Genomic DNA, 20,373 nt, shown 5'->3' with positions numbered 1-20,373 from the left:
GACGGATCCGGGGCGTGCGCCTCGCCGTCGCAGCAGCACTGATATGGGCGGTGCTGCCGCAGGCCGTGCCTGCCCAGGCTGCATCCGATCCGTGCGGAACGGGCTCCAATCCGATCGTCTGCGAGAACTCCAAGACGGGCAGCCCGAAGTCCGACTGGTTCTCGCCCAACGCCTACGGTGACATCAAGGGCTTCTCCACCAAGGAGAGCGTCCAGGCCGGTGACACCGTCCAGTTCAAGATCCAGTCGCCCGTCTCCTACCGCGTGGAGATCTACCGGCTCGGCTGGTACGGCGGCGACGGGGCGCGTCTGATGTCGACCGCCGCCCAGGCGGCGGTGACGTACCCGGCCAACTACACGGCCAACCCCGCGAGTTGCACCACCAAGGCGAGCACCGGGCTGGTCGACTGCGGCAACTGGCCCGTGACCGTGACCTGGACGGTGCCCAGCGACGCCGTCTCCGGCCTGTACATCGCCAACCTCACCCAGACGGACGGCGACGGCCTCATGCCGTACCCGTTCGTGGTCCGCAAGGACTCCAGCACCTCCGACATCGTCGTGCAGACCAGCGACCAGACCTGGCAGGCGTACAACGACTACGGCGGCCAGGACCTCTACGGCGGCACGGGCCCCGCGCCCGACGGCCGTGCCTACGAGGTCAGTTACAACCGGCCGCTGGACATCGGCGGCGACAACGGCATCTACGGCTCCGAGTTCATGATGCTGTCCTGGCTGGAGCGCAACGGCTACGACGTCAGCTATCTGTCGGGCGTGGACGTGTCGGTCAACGGCGGCACCCTGCTGAAGAAGCACAAGGTGTATCTGTCGTCCGGCCATGACGAGTACTGGACGCAGAGCCAGTACTCCAACGTCCTCGCGGCCCGCAAGGCCGGTGTGCGGCAGGCGTTCTTCAGCGGCAACGAGGTGTTCTGGCAGACCCGGCTCGCCCCCAGCATCGACGGGACGAGCACATCCAACCGCACCATGGTCTGCTACAAGATGACCAAGATGGCCCAGAACAACGGCGTCGCGGACCCCAGCGGCACCTGGACCGGCACCTGGATGGACCCGACCAGCACCCAGTACGGGCAGGCCTACCAGCCGCCGAACATCCTCACCGGCTCCATGTTCCAGGTGAACGGCTACCGCGCCGACGCGATCACCGTCCCCGGCTCGTACGGCAAGAACCGGCTGTGGCGCAACACCTCCATCGCGAACCTCACATCGAGCCAGACCGCCACCTTCCCGGCGGGCACCCTCGGCTACGAGTGGGACAGCGACATCGACAACAGCACCAGACCCGCAGGCGCGATCCATCTGTCGTCCACGACGGTCGACATCGAGGACGGCAAGTACCGCCTGGACTGGGGCAACATGTACGGCAACGGGACGGCGACGCACAATCTCGTCGAGTTCCGCGACCAGGACTCCGGGGCCCTGGTGTTCGGGGCGGGGACCGTGCAGTGGTCATGGGGGCTCACCAACATCCCGACGTACGACCCCGATGACACGGTGGTCACCGAGGACACCCGGATGCAGCAGGCGACCGTGAACGTCCTCGCCGACATGGGCGTGCAGCCGCTGACCCTGCAGAGCAACCTCGTCTCCGCGACCGCCTCCACCGACACCACCGGACCGGCCGTCACCGTCACCAGCCCGGCCTCCGGGGCGACCGTCCCGGCGCTGAAGCCGGTCACCATCAAGGGCACCGCCACCGACTCCGGCGGTGTGGTGGCCCGGGTCGAGGTGTCCACGGACGGCGGCTCCACCTGGCAGGCCGCGACCGGCCTGACGTCCTGGACCTACAGCTGGACCCCGACCGCCCCCGGCTCCGCGAACATCAAGGTCCGCGCGGTCGACGACAGCGTCAACATCGGCTCGGTCACCACCATCCCGATCACCGTCGGCCCCCAGGCCTGCCCCTGCACCGTCTGGCCCGCCACCGCGGTGCCCGGCACCGTCAACGCGGGCGACGGCAGCTCCCTGGAGCTCGGCGTCAAGATCCGTACCACGGTGGCCGGTTCGATCACCGGCATCCGCTTCTACAAGTCGCCCGCCAACACGGGCACCCACACCGGCAGCCTGTGGAGCGCCTCCGGCACCCGCCTGGCCACCGGCACCTTCACCGGCGAGACGGCCTCCGGCTGGCAGCAGCTCAACTTCGCCACCCCGGTCACCGTCAAGGCCAACACCACCTATGTCGCCTCGTACTTCGCCCCCAACGGCGGATACTCCTACGACGGCAACTACTTCGGCTCCAGTGACGCGGGCCTCGCCCCGCTCACCGCGCTGAAGACCGGCACCGACGGCGGCAACGGCGTCTACCGCTACAGCTCGACCAGCGCCTTCCCGTCCTCGGCGTCCTCGGGCAGCAACTACTGGGTCGACGCGGTCCTGGACACCTCCACGGCCAGCACGACCCCGCCCACCGTCACCTCGACCTCCCCGACCTCCGGGGCGACCGGCGTGGCGATCACCGCAGGGGTGTCGGCCGTCTTCAGCTCGGCCGTCGACACCGAGAACCTCACCTTCACGCTCAAGGACCCGAACGGCACCACCGTCCCGGGCGCCGTGACGCTGCCGTCGTCGAACAAGGCGACGTACACCCCGTCGACGGAACTGGCCCTGAACACCACCTACACCGCGTCCGTGCAGGCCTCCGACCTGTGGGGCAACGCCATGGCGGACCCGGTGACCTGGTCCTTCACCACCAGTTCCACCCCGCCCGCGGTGACCTGCCCGTGCACCCTGTGGAACTCCGCCACGGTGCCGGCCACCACGGACATGACCGGCGACACCAACTCCCTTGAGCTGGGCACCCGGTTCACGTCCTCCACGAGCGGCTGGATCACCGGTGTCACCTTCTACAAGGGCGCCGGCAACACCGGCACCCACACCGGCAGCCTGTGGTCGGACGACGGCACGCTGCTCGCCACCGGCACCTTCACCGGTGAGACGGCGACCGGCTGGCAGACGATGACCTTCGCCACCCCGGTGGCCATCACCGCCGACACCAAGTACGTCGTCTCCTACCACGCGCCCAACGGCCACTACGCGGTGGACGGCGGGTACTTCGCGTCGGCCCACCAGTCCTATCCGCTCACGGGCACCGCGGACACGACCACGAGCCACAACGGTCTGTACCGGTACGGCAGTGACACGGCCTTCCCCAACGGCTCCTACGGATCCGCGAACTACTGGGTCGGCCCCGTCTTCACCGCCGAGGACCCGAGCGCGGCCCTGACGACGGTGATCTCCTCGGAGGTGACCGCGCCGCTCCTGACGCACACCGCCGACGCGGCCGATCCGCTCGTCACGACCGTGTCCGCCAAGGCCGCGGTGTCGTCGGTCAAGGCGACGCTGACGATCCTGCCGGGCGCCAAGGCGAAGGCCGCCAGGAAGCTCCATGTCACGGCCATCGCCTCCTACGACCGGGCCACCCGCAAGGTGACCGTCCATCTGTCCAGCCCGCTGCCGGACGGCACCCGGTTCAGGATCACGGTCACGGCCCGGGACAAGCACCACGACAAGGTGAAGTCCAAGAGCTGGACCCTGACCAGCAAGACCAAGCTCAAGAAGAAGAACTGACCGACCACAACCCACCGTCGAGGGGCTCCCGCCGCCGTGCGGGAGCCCCCTGACGGGGATTGGCTTCCCCACCGATGAGCACCGTCAGTGTCGTGATCCCCTGCTACAAGTACGGCGACTTCCTCGCCGACTGTGTCAGCAGCGTCCTGGACGAGCAGGAGGGCGTCGACGTCCGGGTCCTCATCATCGACGACGCCTCGCCCGACGACTCGGCGGAGACCGCGCACAAGCTCGCCGCCGCCGACCCGCGCATCGAGGTCCTCGTCCACGAGACCAACAAGGGCCACATCGCCACCTACAACGAGGGCCTCCTGGAGTGGGCCGACGGCGACTACGTCGCCCTCCTCTCCGCCGACGACCGGCTGGTCCCGGGCGCCCTGGTGCGGGCCGCGGCCCTCCTGGACGCCCACCCCGAGGCCGGCTTCGCCTACGGGCGCCCGCTGCGCTTCCAGCACGGCGGCCCGCTCCCCAAGGCCCGTACGCGGAGCACCGGTTCGGTCGTCTACCCGGGTCACTGGTGGCTGGAGCGGCGCTTCCGCGAAGGCACCGGCTGCATCACCTCGCCCGAGGTCGTCGTCCGCACCAGCCTCCAGCGGAAGATCGGCGGCTACGACCCGGCCCTTCCGCACGCCGGCGACATCGAGATGTGGATGCGGCTCGCCTCCCACGCCGACGTCGGCTACATCCGCGGCGCCGACCAGGCCTTCTACCGCGTCCACGGCAAGAACATGTCCACCGTCGACTTCGGCGGGCAGCTCGACGACCTGCGCCAGCGCCTGGTGGCCTTCGACTCGGTCCTCGCCAAGTGCGGCGACCGGCTGCCCCAGGCCGACCACCTCGCTGTACAGGTCCACACCCGGCTCGCCCGCTTCGCGCTGCGCCGGGCCTACCGGGCCTACGACCGGGGGCGCACCGACGTCGTACCGGTCGACGAGTGCGTGGCCTTCGCCGAGCAGTGCCTGCCCGGATACCGGGCGCTGCCCGAGTACCGCGCGCTGCGGCTGAGACGGCGGATCGGTCCCGAGGCCATGCCGTATCTCCAGCCGCTGGTGTGGTCGGCCGTCGCCGAGCGCGGGCGGGAGTGGCTGTGGTGGGAGTCCTGGAAGCGCCGCGGCCTCTGATGACCCAGCAGCTCCCCTCAGTCGGCCACCGGGACCGGACCGGCGTGCCGGCGCGGTGCCGCCGAGGCCCGCTTCCGGCGGCGCAGCGCGTACCGGTCGAACCACAGCGCGCCGACGACACCGAAGGCCAGGCCCAGCAGGCCCGCGCCGGCCAGCCCCCGGCTCTTGTCGCCCTGCACGGCGGCGGCGCTCGGGGCGACCAGCACCGAGGCGGTGATCCGCGCGCTCTCGGGCACGCCCTGGGCCGTCTGCAACTCCTCGACGTGCCGGGTGTAGACATCGATGATGCGGCTGACCGCCGACACGGCCGCCTCGGAGCCGGACGCCTGCGACTGCACCTGCAAGGAGGGGATCAGATAGCGGGGCGTCGCGCTGGTACCGCTGTTGCGGGGCACGAGATGGTACGTCCCCCGGACGCCCGCCGCCCTCAACTCCTTCTCCCCGGCGGGGGATCGCAGCTGCTGCACGACGCCGTAGGAGACCACGGCGAGCGGCGGCTGGAGATTGGTGTACTGGTTGGGCTGGTTCTGTGTCACCGGCGGCTTGAGCACGACCACCGCGGAACCGGTGAACTGCGGTGCGGGGCGGACGACTTGGTATGCCAGGCCGGCCGTCAGGAGCAGTGCGGCCACCACCACGTACCAGCGGCGGAGCAGAGCGTCGGCGACGTTCCCGGGCGACATACGAGTTCCTTCCGTCACCCCAGATACTGTCAGCACGCGCGGCACGATGCCACCGAATGGAGGGATGGTTCATGAGCCTTGGTGAAATATGGGCCATTCTCCGCAGACGTTGGTATTTCATGGTGCCTTTCACCCTGATGAGCCTCATCGGCGGCGGCTATCTGTACGCGACGGTCCCCGTCTCCTACCAGTCGCAGAGCTCGGTCGCGCTCCTCGACTCCTCGGCCGTCGCCCGCCTCGCCCCCACCTTCGGCAACCCCATCTCGAACGCGGGCGGTTCGCTCATCGTCACCGCCGACGTACTGATCAGAACCCTCGAATCGAGCGACGCGGCAAAGGAGTTGCACGGCCGGGGGGTCACCGATCCGTACACGGCGGGCTTCGCGCCGGGCAGCGAGAGCCCGCTGCTCGTATTGAGCGTCACGGGTACCGACCGGGCGAAGGTCCTCAAGGAGACCAACACCCTGACCACCTTCGCCGGTGAGCAGCTCACCGCGCTCCAGGCCGCCGCGAAGGTTCCGCCCGAGTACCTCGTGCAGACCGCCCCCGTCGTCCTGCCGCAGACTCCGGTCGCGAAGGAGAAGAGCCGCTACCAGGGGCTCGCGGCCGTCATCATCCTGGGTGTCGTCAGCGCGTTCCTGCTGTCGATCCTGATGGAGGGCGTCGCGGTCGTACGCCGTCGGCGGCACACCGTGAAGAGCGCCGCCCCCCGACGGCGGTCCGCCCGGGGCGCGCTGCGGAAGCGGGCGGGTCTGCTCAGCCGGCGGGTCGACGCCACCGCGGTCCTCACCGTCTATCTGGTGCTGGCCTTCTTCATCCCGTCGAACCTCGCCCTGCCCGCGCTCGGCGGCGTCGGCACCCCGGCCAACGTCTTCGCCCTCCTCGGCCTGCTCTGGTACCTCGCGACCTGGCTCGGCGGCCGCATCCTCCCGGCGCCGGGGACCAGGCTCGCCCGGGTCGCCATGTGTGTGCTCGGGGTGGCCGTCCTGGCGGCGTACATCGCGGACGCGGGACGCGAGGCCTCGCACCAGGAGGTCCTCGGGGCCGACCGCGGGCTCATCGGGTTCCTGGTGTGGGTGTCGCTCGTCGTCCTGGTGTCGGCGGGGGTGCAGGAGCGCGGCCGGCTGGACGTGCTGATGCGCCGCGTGGTCGTCATGGGGGCCGTCGTCGCCCTGATCGGCTTCTACGACTTCTTCATGGCCACCAACATCGCGGACTCCATCCACATCCCCGGGCTCCAGACCAGCGTCGCCCAGATCACCGCCATGGACCGCGGCTCCTTCACCCGGCCCCGCTCCACCACGGCCCAGCCCCTGGAGTTCGGCGGCATGCTGGCCATCCTGCTGCCGTTCGCGATCCAGCAGGCCGTCGACCCGGTACGCCGTCACGCGCGCGTGTGGCGCCGCTGGGGGCCGGTCATGGTGATCGGCGGCGCGCTGCCCCTGACGGTGTCCCGGACCTCGATCATCGGTCTGCTGCTGGTCGCCCTGGTGATGGTGCCTCGCTGGAAGCCGGCCCGGCGCTGGGCGGCGATCGGGGTGATGACGGCCTCCGTGGCGGTCTTCAAGGTGCTCATCCCGGGACTGATCGGCACCATCACGGCCCTGTTCGCCTCGTTCCTGTCCAACTCCGACAGCAGCACCCAGGCCCGTACGGTGAAGTACAGCGCGATCGTGCCCTATCTGAAGGAACACCCGCTGTTCGGGCGGGGCTTCGGCACCTTCACCCCCGACCTGTACTTCTTCACCGACAACCAGTACATGCTGACCGCGGCCGAGATGGGCCTGCTCGGCATCGCCGCCCTGTTCACGCTGTTCATCGTCGGCGTCCACCACGGCGGCGCGATCCGGCGCCTCGCCCGGACCGACGCCGACCGCGAGCTGGGGCAGGCGTTCTTCGCCTCGTCGCTGGTCGCCCTGGTCATCAGCGCCACCTTCGACTCGCTCAGCTTCCCCATGTTCGCCGGCCTGTTCTTCCTGCTGCTGGGCGCCGGGGGCAGCTACCTGGGCTTCGTCCGGCGCGAGGCCGCCGCTGCCGCCGTCGTCACCGCCCCTCGCGAGGAAGCCCGGCTTCCCGAACTCGTGGAGTCCCGATGAGCCCCGTCGCCGTCATCGTCGTCACCTGGAACAGCGCCTCGGTGCTCCCCGGGTTCCTCGCCGCGCTCGACGAGGGCATGGCGGGCCTGGACTGGCGGCTGGTCGTCGCCGACAACGACTCCGCCGACGACACCGTCGGAACCCTGAAGATCCTGGCCCCCGCCGCCCAGGTCGTGCAGACGGGCCGCAACGCCGGGTACGCGGCCGGGGTCAACGCGGCGCTGGCCGCCGTCGACGCCCATGAGACCGTACTGATCTGCAACCCCGACATCCGCATGCGGCAGGGCTGCGCCAAACGCCTCGTCGACAGTCTCGGGGACGGCGTGGGGATAGCGGTTCCCCTGCTGTACGAGGAGGGCCGGGACACGCCCCACCACTCCCTGCGCCGCGAGTCCAGCGTGTCCCGAGCGCTGGGGGAAGCCGTCATCGGCAACCGGCGGGCCGGGCGCTTCCCCCGCCTCAGCGAGCTCGTCACCGACCCGGCCGCGTACCGCCGGCCGACGCGCGCCGACTGGGCGACCGGCGCGCTCATGGCCGTATCGGCCGACTGCCGTGCCGCTTGCGGGCCTTGGGACGAGTCCTTCTTCCTCTACTCGGAGGAGACGGAGTACTGCCTGCGGGCGCGGGACCTGGGACACGCCACGCAGCTGGAGCCGACCGCCGAGGCCGTGCACCTGGGCGGCGACTCGCAAGTCTCGCCGTGGCTGTGGTCGTTGCTCACGCTCAACCGCGTGCGCCTGTACAGCCGCCGCCACGGGACCGTCTCGACGGCCTGCTTCCGAGCGGCCGTTCTGCTGCGCGAGACCTCACGCGCCGCCCTCGGCCGGAAGGCCAGCCGCGCGGCGGTGGCGGCCCTGCTCAAGCCGGGCGCGCTCCGGGTGACGCCGGGACCTCAGGCGGACCAAGTCGTGTAGAAGCTCTCGGGGTTGACCAGGTACCGCACGGTGGCGTGCGGTACGTGGCGCACGCTGTGGCCGCGGCTGTACCGGTACACCAGCTCCCAGTCCTCCCGCGGCAGCACCTCCGGAGTGCGCCGCAGCCGGCTGAACCGCAGCGCCCCCGTGCGCCGGGCGACGAACGCGTTGGTGTCCAGGAAGGACTCCCGGGCGGCCCGGCGGCGGTCGAACGGCACGGACAGGACGTCCCGTTCGGTCCCGTCGGGCAGCACCCGGCGCAGTGCCGTGTAGACGCCGTCCGGACCGCCGGGGGACTCCAGGACCGCCAACGCCCGTTCCAGATGGTCGGGTTCCCACAGGTTGTCGTCGTCGAGGAACGCCACGTACCGCGACCGGGTGAGACGGATGCCCACATTGCGCACGACACCCGCCACGCCGGTGTTGCGCGCCAGCGAGACCGCGAACAGCCGGGGATCGGCCGGGAGTTCAGGGAGCCCGGCGCCATCGTCGACCACGATCACCACCTGGTCGGTGACCGTCTGGGCCAGCGCCGAGCGGACCGCCGCCCGCAGTGCGTCGGGGCGGCCGTGGGTGGCGATGACCGTGGCGACGAGCGCGGCGGGAGGGGCGGCGGTGCCGGCCGCGAGGCGGCGGGTCTCCGCGTTCTCCAGGCGGCGCAGCCGCAGCGCGGACGGGGCGAGGAGGACCTTGTTGCGGAGCTCGAAGAGGACGAGCCAGCCGAAGGCGCGCTTGAGGAGCTCCCAGGGAGCGCGGGCGATGCGTCGCATGACTCTCTTCCTCATCCGGCCGGTTCGGGGGTGACCGGGGTGCCGTCGGACATCCGGTTGCCGCGCCAGACGTTCCCCGCGCCACCGGCGTTCCACGCGGTGACCGGCCCGTAGTAGCCGGAGTTGGGGTGGTACCGCGTGGAGAAGACGTTGTCCGTGACGGTGATCCCGGTGGCGCCCTCGCCGCCCCCGTAGAGGGCGTAGGCGCCGCCGCCCAGCAGGTTGTTGTCGACGACGGTGTTGGAGACATGGCCGGTGTCGGCGAACAGACCGACGCTGGCGGACGCGCCCCGGTCGACGGCGACCGGGTTGAGCAGGGTGTTGTGCCGGATGATCAGCTGGCCCGTGTTGCCGCCGCCGCTGATCACCGCGTCCGTGTGCTGCCACTCGCCGCCGTTGTTGCGGAAGGGCACCAGGCCGTGGACGTAGTTGTCGTGGAGGTTGCCCTGGCCCATGGAGAGGGCGTTGCCGAAGACGGAGATGTCGCACCAGCCGACCTCGATGGAGCTCGACCCCATGTTGGAGACGGCGTAGTCCACACCGCCGTTGTCGGGGCCCTTGCCGGGGACGGCGGTGATCGTGCTGTGCAGGATCCGCAGGCCGCTGAAGCCGGGACGCAGATTGACCCCCCACCAGTTGGTCGAGGTGATCCTGGTGTCGATGATGGTCACGTTGTTCGCGTAGATGTCGAGCGAGCCGGTGATGTCCTGCCCTTTGATGACCGCCCCGTCGGTCCTGACGCTGATGTTCCCGGCGGAGCGCGCCTTGAGGGAGACACGGGGCCCGGTGTTCCCGGCGTCGGGGAAACCGGCCGGCTGGGGTGCCGGTGCCGTCGTGCCGGCCGGGGGCGAGGGCTTGGGGCGGTGCGTGGACGAGGCCGACTCCGAGGCCGAGGGCGAGGCGCTCGACGGGGTGGGACCGGGAGCGGCCGCGCCGGCGGAACTCCGAGCGGGCGCGGGGGAGTCGGCGCCCCAGGACCCCTTGGCGGACGATCCGGTGTCGCCGCCCGAGGAGCAGGCGGCGGTCAGTAAGACGGCCAGACCGGCGAGCGGGCGGCGGAGCCTTGTCATACGGAGACCTCTGTCCGGGAACCGAGCAGGAACCGACGGCTGGGCAGGACGCACACCACGTACGCGGCCAGGGCGGCCACGCCGACGACGCACAGGGCGAGGGCACCGTCGCCGAGGAGCCACTTCGCGGCGACGATCACCAGGGCCATCACGGCACCGGCGAAGAACGGCCAGGCGCAGGCGCGGGCGATGTCGACGAGCCTGATCCCGGCGCGGCTCAGCGCGTAGAGGAACACCGGGACGACGAGCCCGACGGCCACCACGACATGTCCCTGGGCGACACCGACGATGCCGCCGTGGCGGGCGCCGACGATCAGGACGGGGATGAGCGCGGCGACCCACAGGCCCTGGACCAGGATGAGCGAGCGGCGCTGACCGACGGCGACGAGACAGTCGTAGGCCAGTTCGCAGCCGATGCGGACCAGGCCCAGGGCCATCAGCCAGGGCAGCGCCTCGGCGGCGGGCAACCACGTGGCGCCGTAGACGAGTTGGACGACCGGGCCCGCGAGGCCGCCGAGCAGGACGCACAGCGGGACGGTGCCGGTGACCAGTACGGCCAGGGCGCGGCTGAAGCCCTGTGCCAGGGCCTGCGGAGAGTCGGCGAGCCGGGAGAACCCGGCGAAGGAGACCCGGCGGGCCGCCTCGGAGATGACCCGGACCGGCCAGCCGGACATGTTGAACGCCAGGACGTAGAAACCAAGGGCGGTGCCGCCGAGGGCGGAGCCGACGACCATGGTGTCCACGTTGACGACGGCGAGCGCGAGAAGGCTCGCGCCGGCCAGCGGGAGCCCGAACTTCAGCAGCGCACGGGCCTGTCGGGGATCCCAGCCGAACCTGAGCATGCCGGGGACGGCCAGGGCGAAGCCGGCCAGGGCGGCGACGTTGCCCGCGACCGCGCCGACCGCGAAGCTCATCGCCCCCCAGCCGGCGAAGGCCAGCACCAGGGTCACGGCGGTGCTGAGGACGAAGTTGGCCGCGTCGATCACCATCCGCCTGCCCTGCGCGAACTCCCGGGTCAGGACACCGGCGGGCACATGGGCCACCGCGTCGATCACCAGGCACACGCACATCACCCGCAGCACGCCCGTGGCACCGGGTGAACCGAGCGCGCGGGCCACCGCAGGGGCCGACACGAAGAGCGCCACGTACAGCAGACCGCTGGACAGCGTGCTCAGCGTCAGCACGGTCGGGGCGAAACGGCGCGGGTCGCCCTCCCAGCGGACCATGGCCAGGCTGACGCCCAGTTCGTTCGCGGAGAGCAGGACCAGCAGCACGGTCTGGGCGATGCCGTAGACACCCCACTCGGCGGGGCCCAGGGCGAAGCGCGCCAGGATGATGCCGGTGGCGAAGTTGCCGAGGCGCATCACCACCGTGTTGATCAGGCTCCAGCGCGCCGCCGAACGGACCTTGCGGCCCAGGGAGGGGGCAGTGGGTCTCTCGCCCGGCTCAGCGGTCTCGCTGTCCGGAGCGCGAACGCTGTCCATGAGTCGACTCCTCCTCGAGCGGCTCGGCGGTCATGACGGACCGCGCCGCCCTCGGTTCGCCGACGGATCTGTTCTCGGTGGATCGCGACCAACTGGGCGGCGTCCGCAGGGCGATGGTGCGTTCCGCGACCGGCTCCTCGGGCTCGGAGACCGGCTGCCCGGACTCCTCACGCGCGACCGAGGTCTCCGTCGACGGCTCCGCCGACGGTCCGGCCGCCGGCTCCGCAGAGGCGCGCGGCCGACGCCTCGCCTCCACGTAGAACACCGCGACCAGGCTCAGCACCAGCCCGAGGGCCCCGGCCATGACCATGTACTGGAGCCGGGTCTTGGTCTGCGCGATCGGGTTCTGCGGGGACACGATCGTCGTCATGCGGATCATGGCCTTGTCGTCCACCGACTGCTGCTGCTGGAACTCCTCCAGGCGCTCCTCGGCGTACTTGGTGAGGATCTTGTCCGAGGCGAGGACCGCCGCCTTGTCCGTGCCGGTGACGGTGAGCCACATCAGCGGCCCCTGCGCGTTGTCGGCGAGCTTGGCCTCGAACGTGCCCTTGGCGCCACGGGACTTGAGCTCCCGCACGGACACGTCGGAGTTGAGGTTGCGGGCCAGGCTGTCGGCCATGCCGGTGAGCGAGGTCTGGGTGCTCAGGAACGGGTTGCCGTCGTAGGCCACGGTGGCCTTCTGGGAGTTCAGAAGGACCACCGTGCTCTGCGACTGATAGGTGACCGGAACCACCACGGCCACGGCGACCGTCAGACCGACGGCCAGCAGCAGCCCGGGCAGCAGGACGTACCAGCGCCTGCGCATGACCCGGAAGATCTCAGCGAGATCCATGACGGTCCCCCCTAGCGACCAGATGTTCGACGAGCATATGTTGCAAGCGGATCATATGAGGAGGGTCTGGTCCGTGGGTCTCGGCTGGTCGGTGGGTCTCGGGCGGCTGCTCGCGGTGCCTCCTTCCAGCAGCACATCGGCGATGCGCTCGCTGGCACGGCCGTCCCAGAGTTCGGGGCGGCGCGGCGCGGGAGGCTCGTCCAGCACCCGGTGCACGGTGGTCACGATGCGCGCCGGATCCCGGCCCGCGAGGACGTTGGTGCCCTCCTCGACCGTGATGGGCCGCTCGGTGTTGTCCCGCAGGGTCACACAGGGCACACCCAGCGCGGTGGTCTCCTCCTGTACGCCGCCCGAGTCGGTGAGCACGACGCGGGCGGAGTCCTGGAGGGCGATGAAGTCCAGGTACCCGGCGGGCGGTACGAGCCGGATGCCGCCGGGGACCCCGATGCCGGCCAGCTTCTCCGCCGCGCGCGGATGCACGGGCAGGACGAGCGGGAGACGGCCGGCGATCTCGCCGAGGGCCTTGAGGAGCCCGGCGAGGACCTCCGGGTCGTCCACGTTGGCGGGCCGGTGCAGGGTGACCAGGCCGAACTCGCCCCTGGTCAGGCCGTATCGGTCGAGGACGTCCGAGGCTCGCGCCCGGTCCAGATTGGCGAGCAGCGTGTCGATCATGACGTTGCCGACGAGGTGGACCTGGTCCTCCCGGTAGCCCTCCGCACGCAGGTTCACCACGGCGTCGGGGGAGGGGGCCAGCAGATAGTCGCTGACCCGGTCGGTGGCGACCCGGTTGACCTCCTCCGGCATGCTCCAGTCGCGGCTGCGCAGCCCGGCCTCGACATGCGCGAGCAGCGGCCCGGCCTTGGCGGTGACCAGGGCGCAGGCCAGCGTGGAGTTGATGTCGCCGACCACGACGACGAGGTCCGGGGACACCTCCTCCAGGAGCGGCTCGAACGCGGTCATCACGCGCCCGGTCTGCTCGGCGTGGCTGCCGGAGCCCACGCCGAGGAAGCGGTCGGGCGGCCGGATGCCGAGGTCGGCGAAGAACACGTCGTTCATGGCCGGGTCGTAGTGCTGGCCGGTGTGGACGAGGAGCACCTCGGCGCCCCGGCGCTCCAGGGCGTCCATCACCGGTTTGATCTTCATGTAGTTGGGGCGGGCCCCGGCGACGCAGACGATGCGCGGCATGGTTCAGAGCACCTCGATCGTCGGTCCCGACGGCAGCCGGCGGCGGCAGTCCAGGACGAAGGGGGCGTGTTCGGCGACGAGTTCGTAGTCGAAGCCGTCGTGGTCGGTGAGCAGGACCACCACATCGGCGGCCGCCAGCTCCTCCGGCGTGGGCTCGACCCGCACCAGCCGGCTGTCCACCGGCAGGCTCTCCACCACATGCGGATCCGCCGCCCTGACCTGCGCCCCCGCGTCCAGCAGGAGTTGGGAGACGCGCAGCGCGGGCGACTCACGGGCGTCGCCGGTGTTCTTCTTGTACGCCAGACCGAGCAGCAGGATCCGCGAGCCGTTCACGGAACGGCGTCGGGCGTTGAACAGGTCGCTGACGCGCCGCGCCACGTACTCGGGCATGTGGTTGTTGATGTCGTTGGCCAGCTCCACGAACCGGAAGCTCTGGCCGAGTTCGCGCTGCACCCGCCAGGACAGATACGAGGGGTCGATCGGCAGGCAGTGCCCGCCCACCCCCGGTCCGGGCGTGAACTTCATGAAGCCGAACGGCTTGCTGGACGCGGCCTCGATGGCCTGCCACACGTCGATGTCCAGATGGTGCGCGAACATCGCGATCTCGTTGACCAGCGCGATGTTCACATGCCGGAAGGTGTTCTCCAGCAGCTTGGCGAGTTCGGCCTCCTTGGGCGAGCCCACCGGCACCGTGGTGTCGACGAGTTCGTCGTAGAAGTCCTGAACCGCCTTGAGGGAGGCCGGGTCCACGCCGGAGACGACCTTCGGGGTCTCCTGGAAACCCCACACGGCGTTGCCCGGGTCGATGCGCTCCGGGCTGTAGCCGAGATGGAAGTCGGCGCCCGCCGTCAGTCCGGATCCGTCCTCCAGGATCGGCGCGAACAGCTCCTGGGTGGTGCCGGGATAGGTGGTCGACTCCAGGACCACGGTGGCCCCGGGGCGCAGATAGCGGGCGAGGGTCTCCGCCGACTCCTTGATGTACCGCAGGTCGGGCGTGCCCTCGTGCAGCGGGGTCGGCACGGTCACCACGGCGACGTCGAAGCCCCCGCAGTCGCGGGCCGAGTCGCTCGGGCGGTAGGTGCCGTTGTCCAGCGCCGCCCGGATCCGCTCGGAGGAGACGTCCTCGACGAAGGACTCACCGGCGGCCAGGCTCTTGATCCGGCGGGTGTCGACGTCGTAGCCGATCACCTCGTGGCCGACCTCGGCGGCGCGGATGGCCAGCGGAAGGCCGACGTAACCCTGTCCGACCACGACGACACGCATCAGTGACTCCTGTTCGCGGCAGCGGCCAGTGGGGTGGGCCGGATGAACTCCCGTGCCGTCATGAGAAGGAAGGCGGCATTGGTGGTGAGGTAGCGCCGGCCCAGCCGGCGCGGTTCCTGAAGCGCCCGGTAGAGCCATTCGAGGCCCATCCGCTGCCAGCGGGCGGGGGCCCGCCTGGTGATCCCGGCGAGGATGTCGAAGGACCCGCCGACGCCGTGCACGACCCGGGCGCCGGTCCGCTCGCCGTAGGCGGCGGTGAAGATCTCCTTCTTCGGCGAGGTCATGCCGAGGAAGAGCATCCGGGCGCCGCTGCGGGCGATTGCCTCCGCGATGTCCTCCTGCTGGGAGTCGTCGAAGTAGCCGTTGCGGCTCCCGGCGACCTTCAGTCCGGGGAAACGGTCCGCCACCCGGCGCAGCATCTCCTCCAGCACCTCCTCCTTGGCGCCGAGGAAGTACACCGAGATGCCTTCCGTCTCCGCCTCGGCCAGCAGCCGCAGGAACAGATCGATACCGGCGACCCGTTCCGGCAGGGGGGCGCGCAGCACCCGCCCGGCCCAGACCACGGCCTGTCCGTCGGCGACCACGAGATCGCAGCCGGAGACGGCCTCGGCGAGCCGAGGGTCGCGCCGCATGTTCACCAGCTTCGCGGCGTTGACCACGCCGATCTCCAACTGGCTGCCCTCGCGCACCGCTCGCAGGCAGCGCTCGACGGTCTGGTCCATGGTCAGCGGGTCCAGCTCGACCCCGAACAGAGTCAGACGCTCCGTCATATCCGGCCCCCCTGCCAGGCGTAGAGCATCCAGCCGAACTCGTACGGCCGGCACTCCCGGTCCACGGACAGCGGGCGGTACACCCGGTCCAGGGCCTTGAGCCGCAGGTTCGGGGCGACTCGGGTGCCGAGACCCCGGGCGGCGCGTACGGCCTTCTTCGGGTCGCCCCGGTAGACCTTGCGCCAGGTCGCGCCCAGCTCGTCCAGGATCAACGGCTCGTGTCCGGCGCCCAGTTCGGGCACCTCCGTCATCCAGCGCAGCCCCTTGCGGATCGCCGCGCCGAAGTCGCCGCCGCCCGCGTCGGTGAGATCGAACAGCGCGGTCGGCGCCATCGCGTGCTGATGGACGCTGTAGACCGGATAGCCCTCCACGACACCGCCGGTGCGCGCGTCGTAGTGCCACCACCACTGCCCGCCCTCGCCCTGGAGTTCGCAGATACGGGCCGCGCACGCCTGGGACGCGGCCAGCGCCACCGGATCCCCGGCGTGGTCGCTGGCGTGGGCGCGGGCCAGGGCCTGAAGGGGGTACGTCTGGTCGGCGAAGCAGCTCACATGCGCCCGGTACCAAGGCACGAGGCCGGGCCCGGTGGCGTGCGGGAAGAGCGGGCTGTCCCCGATCCGGGCCCGCAGCAGCCGGTCGCGGGCCGCGCTGAAACGGTCCTCCACATCGACCGTGTCACGGGCCGCCGCCAGTGCGGAGAGCACCCATGCCGCCTCGACGGTGTACTGGGGGTGCCCCGGCTCGTCGAGGGCCTGGACGCGCGCGAGGGCGTCGGAGAGCTTGGGGTGCCCGGTCTCGGCGGCGGCCCACGCGATGAGCGCCGCGTCCCCGAGGTTGGTCACCGCGGGCAGCGACTCGATCAGCAGCCCCGTGAACTCCTGGGCGGTCCGCCCCGCGAGCACCGCGCGCTGCCGGTCCTCCGGGAGGAACTCGACGCCCAGCGCGGTGATCGCCGCGTACCGGGTGCTGGTCCCGCGTCGCTCCAAGGTCCAGGAGCCGTCGTCGGCTTTGCGTCCGGACATGGTGAAGGAGAAGGCCTCACCACCCGGCAGCAGCATCGACGGAAGCCCCAACTCGGCCACCGAGAGCAGCCGTTGGGCGAGCGAGAGCAGCGGCGGTTCCTCATGTCCGAGGGCCGCCAGACGTGTCATGGTCATCTTTTGGGCACACCAACCCCCCTGTGGGTCCTGTTCTGCGCAGACTGGTGATCGCCGTGGCACACTGCGGCACGGCGGAAGGCGGACGGAATTCAGGCGCGGGAGTGGACGTGGCTCCTGGCCGCAGGCATAGCTGTCCCCACCCCGTAACCCCCCCTGGGTACTACCGGTTCGTGTGCTTATTGTGCTTGGTCTGCACACATCACACACACGTTATGCCTGTAGATGTTCGATGTTTTGCGTTTTTAGGGAAACGGCGCAAACACGCGTCATGCACGCTCGATGAGCACGCCGTCCTTCTCGTCGTGGAGCGCGCCCGTCTCGGGGCACTCCCACACGCCCGACTCCCCTTCCAGAGCGGTCAGTCGCACCCCCGCGCGGCCGACCCAGCCGATCCGCCGCGCCGGCACACCGGCCACGAGCGCGTGGTCCGGAACGTCCTTGGTGACCACGGCACCTGCGGCGACGAGCGCCCAACGGCCGATGTGCACCGGTGCCACACACACCGAACGGGCCCCGATCGAGGCCCCCTCCGCGACCGTCACCGCGACGGCCTCCCAGTCGCCGCCGCGCTTCAACTTGCCCTCGGGATCGACGGACCGCGGGAAGTAGTCGTTGGTGAAGACGGCCGCCGGACCGACGAACACGCCGTCGGCGAGCACCGCCGGTTCGTATACCAACGCGTAGTTCTGCAACTTGACGTTGTCACCGATCCGCACCCCCGGACCGACGTACGCCCCGCGGCCCACGATGCATCCGCTGCCCAGCCGGGCGTCCTCGCGTATCTGGGCCAGATCCCAGACCGTCGTCCCGTCGCCGATCGTGGCCGTCTCGTCGACCTGGGCGGTCGGCTGGATCCTGGAGGTCATCGGGGCGGAACCCTTCCTCGGAGAGGGATGGCGGCACACGCGCCTTCACGTGATCACCATACTTACGCCGCACCATCCGGAGAAAGGATTCCGCCAAGGGGCGTGTACTGCGGATTCAGTAGGCGCTCCTCCCGCTGCGGTAGCCGACAGTGCCAGTAGGCGGACGACGACGGCGGGGGCCGGTCGGGGAGAGCCTGTGGGGACTGGTTCGAGCGGATGTGGAGTTCCCTGACGTGGCTACCTTTCTCTGGCGACTGGGCCGACTGGCCTTCCGGCGGCGCGGATACGTCGCCCTGATGTGGCTGGCCGTACTGGCCGCCGTCGGGCTGGGCGCCCTCCAGGCACCGGGCGCCACCGACGAGGAGTTCTCGATGCCGGGCATCGAGTCGCAGAAGGCGTACGACCTGATGCAGGAGCGCTTCCCCGGCGCCGCCGCCGACGGGGCCACCGCGCGGGTCGTCTTCGTCGCCCCCGACGGGCGCAAGGTCACCGCCGATGCCGAGAAGGCGGCGATCGAGGACGCCGTCGACGCCCTCGGCGACGGCTCCCAAGTGGCCGGTGTCGCCGACCCCTTCGAGGCGAAGGCGGTGAGCAAGGACGGCTCGACGGCGTACGCCACCGTCACCTACAAGGTGACGTCGAACGACGTCACCGACGCCAGCCGTACGGCGGTGGAGAAGGCCGCCGACCAGGCGCGGGAGGCCGGACTGACCGTGGAGACGGGCGGCTCCGCGCTGGACAGCGGCGCCGGAGCCGGCGGTGTCGCCGAGATCATCGGCATCGCGGTCGCCGCCGTCGTCCTCCTTGTCACCTTCGGCTCGCTCGCCGCCGCGGGCCTGCCGCTGCTGACGGCGATCCTCGGGGTCGGCCTGAGCATGTTCACGATCACGGTGCTGTCCGACGCTCTCGGGCTGTCCACCAGCACCGGCACCCTCGCGATGATGCTGGGCCTCGCCGTCGGCATCGACTACGCCCTGTTCGTGGTCTCCCGCTACCGCGAGGAGCGCGCCAAGGGCCACGCCCCGGAAGAGGCGGCCGGGCTCGCGGTCGGCACGGCCGGATCGGCGGTGGTCTTCGCGGGCCTGACCGTGGTCATCGCGCTGGCCGGGCTGACCGTCGTCGGCATCCCGATGCTGACCAAGATGGGGCTGACCGCCGCCGGTGCCGTCATCGTCGCCGTGGTCATCGCGCTGACCGTGGTGCCCGCGCTGCTCGGGTTCTGGCCGAACGCGGTGCTGCCCCGCGCGGCACGCAAGGGCACCGAGCGGGTCGGGAAGGCGGGGGCTCGTGGCCGGGTCCTGCTGGTGAAGCGCGTCGTCGCCGGGAAGAAGGCGGTCACGGGCAGGCGGGTCCGGACCGGCGACCGTACGACGGCGGGCCCGAGCGAGAGCGACAACCACGGCACCCGCTGGGCCCGCTTCGTGCTGCGCCGACCGATCCCCGTCCTGCTGCTCGGCGTCGTGGGCCTCGGCGCCCTCGCGATCCCCATGACCCAGCTGGAACTCGGCATGCCGGGCGACGAGGCCAAGTCCACCTCCACGACCGAGCGCCGCGCCTACGACGCCCTCGCCGAAGGCTTCGGCCCCGGCTTCAACGGGCCCCTCACGATCGTCGTCGACGCCAAGGGCAGCACCGACGCCGAGGCCACGGTGAGCACGGTCAACCAGGAGATCGCCGGGACCGACGGCATCGTCTCGGTCAGCACGCCCCGCTTCAACAAGGCCGGGGACACGGCCGTGTTCACCGCGACCCCGGCCACCAGCCCGACCGACGAGAGGACCAAGACCCTCGTCAAGACCATCCGCGGCGAACGCCCCGGCATCGAGTCGGCGGTCGAAGGCACCACCTTCGAGGTCACCGGCACCACCGCGCTGAACATCGACATCGCCGCGAAGGTCCAGTCCGCGCTGGTGCCGTATCTGATCACCGTCGTCGGCCTGGCCGTCGTCCTTCTGCTGATCGTCTTCCGGTCCCTCCTCGTCCCCCTCAAAGCGGCCCTCGGCTTCCTGCTCTCAGTGCTGGCGGCGCTCGGCGCGGTCGTCCTGGTCTTCCAGCAGGGCCACGGCGCGGGCCTCTTCGGGGTGGAGCAGACCGGGCCGATCATGAGCCTGATGCCGATCTTCCTGGTGGGCATCGTGTTCGGCCTCGCCATGGACTACGAGGTCTTCCTGGTCACACGGATGCGCGAGGCGTACGTCCATGGCGAGCCGGCCGAGAAGGCGATCGTCTCGGGGTTCCGGCACAGCGCCCGGGTCGTCGTGGCCGCCGCGCTCATCATGATCGCCGTGTTCGCGGGCTTCATCGGCGAGAGCGACTCCATGATCAAGATGATCGGCTTCGGCCTGGCCACCGCCGTGCTCCTGGACGCCTTCGTGGTCCGGATGGCCATCGTGCCCGCGGTGCTCGCGCTGCTGGGGGACCGGGCCTGGTGGCTGCCGAAGAGGCTGGACCGGTGGCTGCCGAACGTCGACGTGGAGGGCGAGGCCCTCACCCGGCGCCCGGACGCCGAGACCAGGGCCGGTGACCCCGACCCCACCCAGGACGAGCCCGTCGAGGCGCGCGTCTGAGAGGG

15 protein-coding genes are annotated in these 20,373 nt (G+C 70.7%); 5 read left to right on the top strand and 10 right to left on the bottom strand.

What is annotated here, in order from left to right; translation table 11 throughout:
- Window positions 1-14: 14 nt before the first annotated feature.
- Window positions 15-3,587, top strand: a complete 3,573-nt coding sequence (locus ABZ928_RS05670) for a DUF4082 domain-containing protein (RefSeq protein WP_361515228.1) — start codon at window positions 15-17, stop codon at window positions 3,585-3,587.
- Window positions 3,588-3,661: 74 nt separating this feature from the next.
- On the top strand, window positions 3,662-4,708 hold the full coding sequence (locus tag ABZ928_RS05665; RefSeq protein WP_361515227.1) for a glycosyltransferase: 1,047 nt from the start codon (window positions 3,662-3,664) through the stop codon (window positions 4,706-4,708).
- Window positions 4,709-4,725: 17 nt separating this feature from the next.
- Here the strand turns inward: ABZ928_RS05665 and ABZ928_RS05660 are convergent, their stop codons facing one another.
- Window positions 4,726-5,391 (bottom strand): hypothetical protein, encoded by a 666-nt coding sequence (locus ABZ928_RS05660; RefSeq protein ID WP_361515226.1) that lies wholly within the window; start codon window positions 5,389-5,391, stop codon window positions 4,726-4,728.
- 119 nt (window positions 5,392-5,510) lie between these two features.
- On the opposite strand from ABZ928_RS05660, the gene ABZ928_RS05655 reads away from it, so the two are divergent.
- Both ABZ928_RS05655 and ABZ928_RS05650 read left to right on the top strand, forming a co-directional pair.
- On the top strand, window positions 5,511-7,487 hold the full coding sequence (locus ABZ928_RS05655) for an O-antigen ligase family protein (RefSeq protein ID WP_361515225.1): 1,977 nt from the start codon (window positions 5,511-5,513) through the stop codon (window positions 7,485-7,487).
- Window positions 7,484-8,401: a glycosyltransferase family 2 protein gene (locus tag ABZ928_RS05650; RefSeq protein ID WP_361515224.1), complete on the top strand. Its 918-nt coding sequence runs from the start codon at window positions 7,484-7,486 to the stop codon at window positions 8,399-8,401. Before ABZ928_RS05655 ends, ABZ928_RS05650 begins: the two co-directional genes overlap by 4 nt.
- Here ABZ928_RS05650 and ABZ928_RS05645 read toward each other — a convergent pair.
- From ABZ928_RS05645 to ABZ928_RS05605, 9 genes are all read right to left on the bottom strand, one after another.
- The gene (locus tag ABZ928_RS05645) at window positions 8,380-9,171 is read right to left on the bottom strand and encodes a glycosyltransferase family 2 protein (protein WP_361515223.1); all 792 of its coding nucleotides are present in this window, start codon (window positions 9,169-9,171) and stop codon (window positions 8,380-8,382) included. The two genes, ABZ928_RS05650 and ABZ928_RS05645, sit on opposite strands and share 22 nt — an antisense overlap.
- An 11-nt stretch (window positions 9,172-9,182) precedes the next feature.
- Window positions 9,183-10,241, bottom strand: a complete 1,059-nt coding sequence (locus ABZ928_RS05640) for a hypothetical protein (protein WP_361515222.1) — start codon at window positions 10,239-10,241, stop codon at window positions 9,183-9,185.
- Window positions 10,238-11,725, bottom strand: coding sequence for an oligosaccharide flippase family protein (locus ABZ928_RS05635; RefSeq protein WP_361515221.1), 1,488 nt, complete (start codon window positions 11,723-11,725; stop codon window positions 10,238-10,240). Before ABZ928_RS05635 ends, ABZ928_RS05640 begins: the two co-directional genes overlap by 4 nt.
- On the bottom strand, window positions 11,688-12,557 hold the full coding sequence (locus tag ABZ928_RS05630) for a chain length determinant protein (RefSeq protein ID WP_361515220.1): 870 nt from the start codon (window positions 12,555-12,557) through the stop codon (window positions 11,688-11,690). Before ABZ928_RS05630 ends, ABZ928_RS05635 begins: the two co-directional genes overlap by 38 nt.
- Before the next feature lie 51 nt (window positions 12,558-12,608).
- Window positions 12,609-13,742 (bottom strand): UDP-N-acetylglucosamine 2-epimerase (non-hydrolyzing), encoded by a 1,134-nt coding sequence (wecB, locus tag ABZ928_RS05625; RefSeq protein ID WP_361515219.1) that lies wholly within the window; start codon window positions 13,740-13,742, stop codon window positions 12,609-12,611.
- 3 nt (window positions 13,743-13,745) lie between these two features.
- The gene (locus tag ABZ928_RS05620; protein ID WP_361515218.1) at window positions 13,746-15,005 is read right to left on the bottom strand and encodes a nucleotide sugar dehydrogenase; all 1,260 of its coding nucleotides are present in this window, start codon (window positions 15,003-15,005) and stop codon (window positions 13,746-13,748) included.
- Window positions 15,005-15,775 (bottom strand): WecB/TagA/CpsF family glycosyltransferase, encoded by a 771-nt coding sequence (locus tag ABZ928_RS05615; protein WP_361515217.1) that lies wholly within the window; start codon window positions 15,773-15,775, stop codon window positions 15,005-15,007. Before ABZ928_RS05615 ends, ABZ928_RS05620 begins: the two co-directional genes overlap by 1 nt.
- Window positions 15,772-16,932, bottom strand: coding sequence for a hypothetical protein (locus ABZ928_RS05610; protein ID WP_361515216.1), 1,161 nt, complete (start codon window positions 16,930-16,932; stop codon window positions 15,772-15,774). Before ABZ928_RS05610 ends, ABZ928_RS05615 begins: the two co-directional genes overlap by 4 nt.
- A gap of 269 nt (window positions 16,933-17,201) precedes the next feature.
- The gene (locus tag ABZ928_RS05605) at window positions 17,202-17,801 is read right to left on the bottom strand and encodes an acyltransferase (RefSeq protein WP_361515215.1); all 600 of its coding nucleotides are present in this window, start codon (window positions 17,799-17,801) and stop codon (window positions 17,202-17,204) included.
- A 233-nt stretch (window positions 17,802-18,034) separates the two neighbouring features.
- On the opposite strand from ABZ928_RS05605, the gene ABZ928_RS05600 reads away from it, so the two are divergent.
- Window positions 18,035-20,368, top strand: coding sequence for an MMPL family transporter (locus ABZ928_RS05600; RefSeq protein ID WP_361515214.1), 2,334 nt, complete (start codon window positions 18,035-18,037; stop codon window positions 20,366-20,368).
- Window positions 20,369-20,373: the final 5 nt, after the last annotated feature.

Source organism: Streptomyces sp. NPDC046909 (assembly GCF_040644695.1).
Taxonomy (GTDB): domain Bacteria; phylum Actinomycetota; class Actinomycetes; order Streptomycetales; family Streptomycetaceae; genus Streptomyces.
This window is presented reverse-complemented; position numbering and strand designations above follow the sequence as displayed.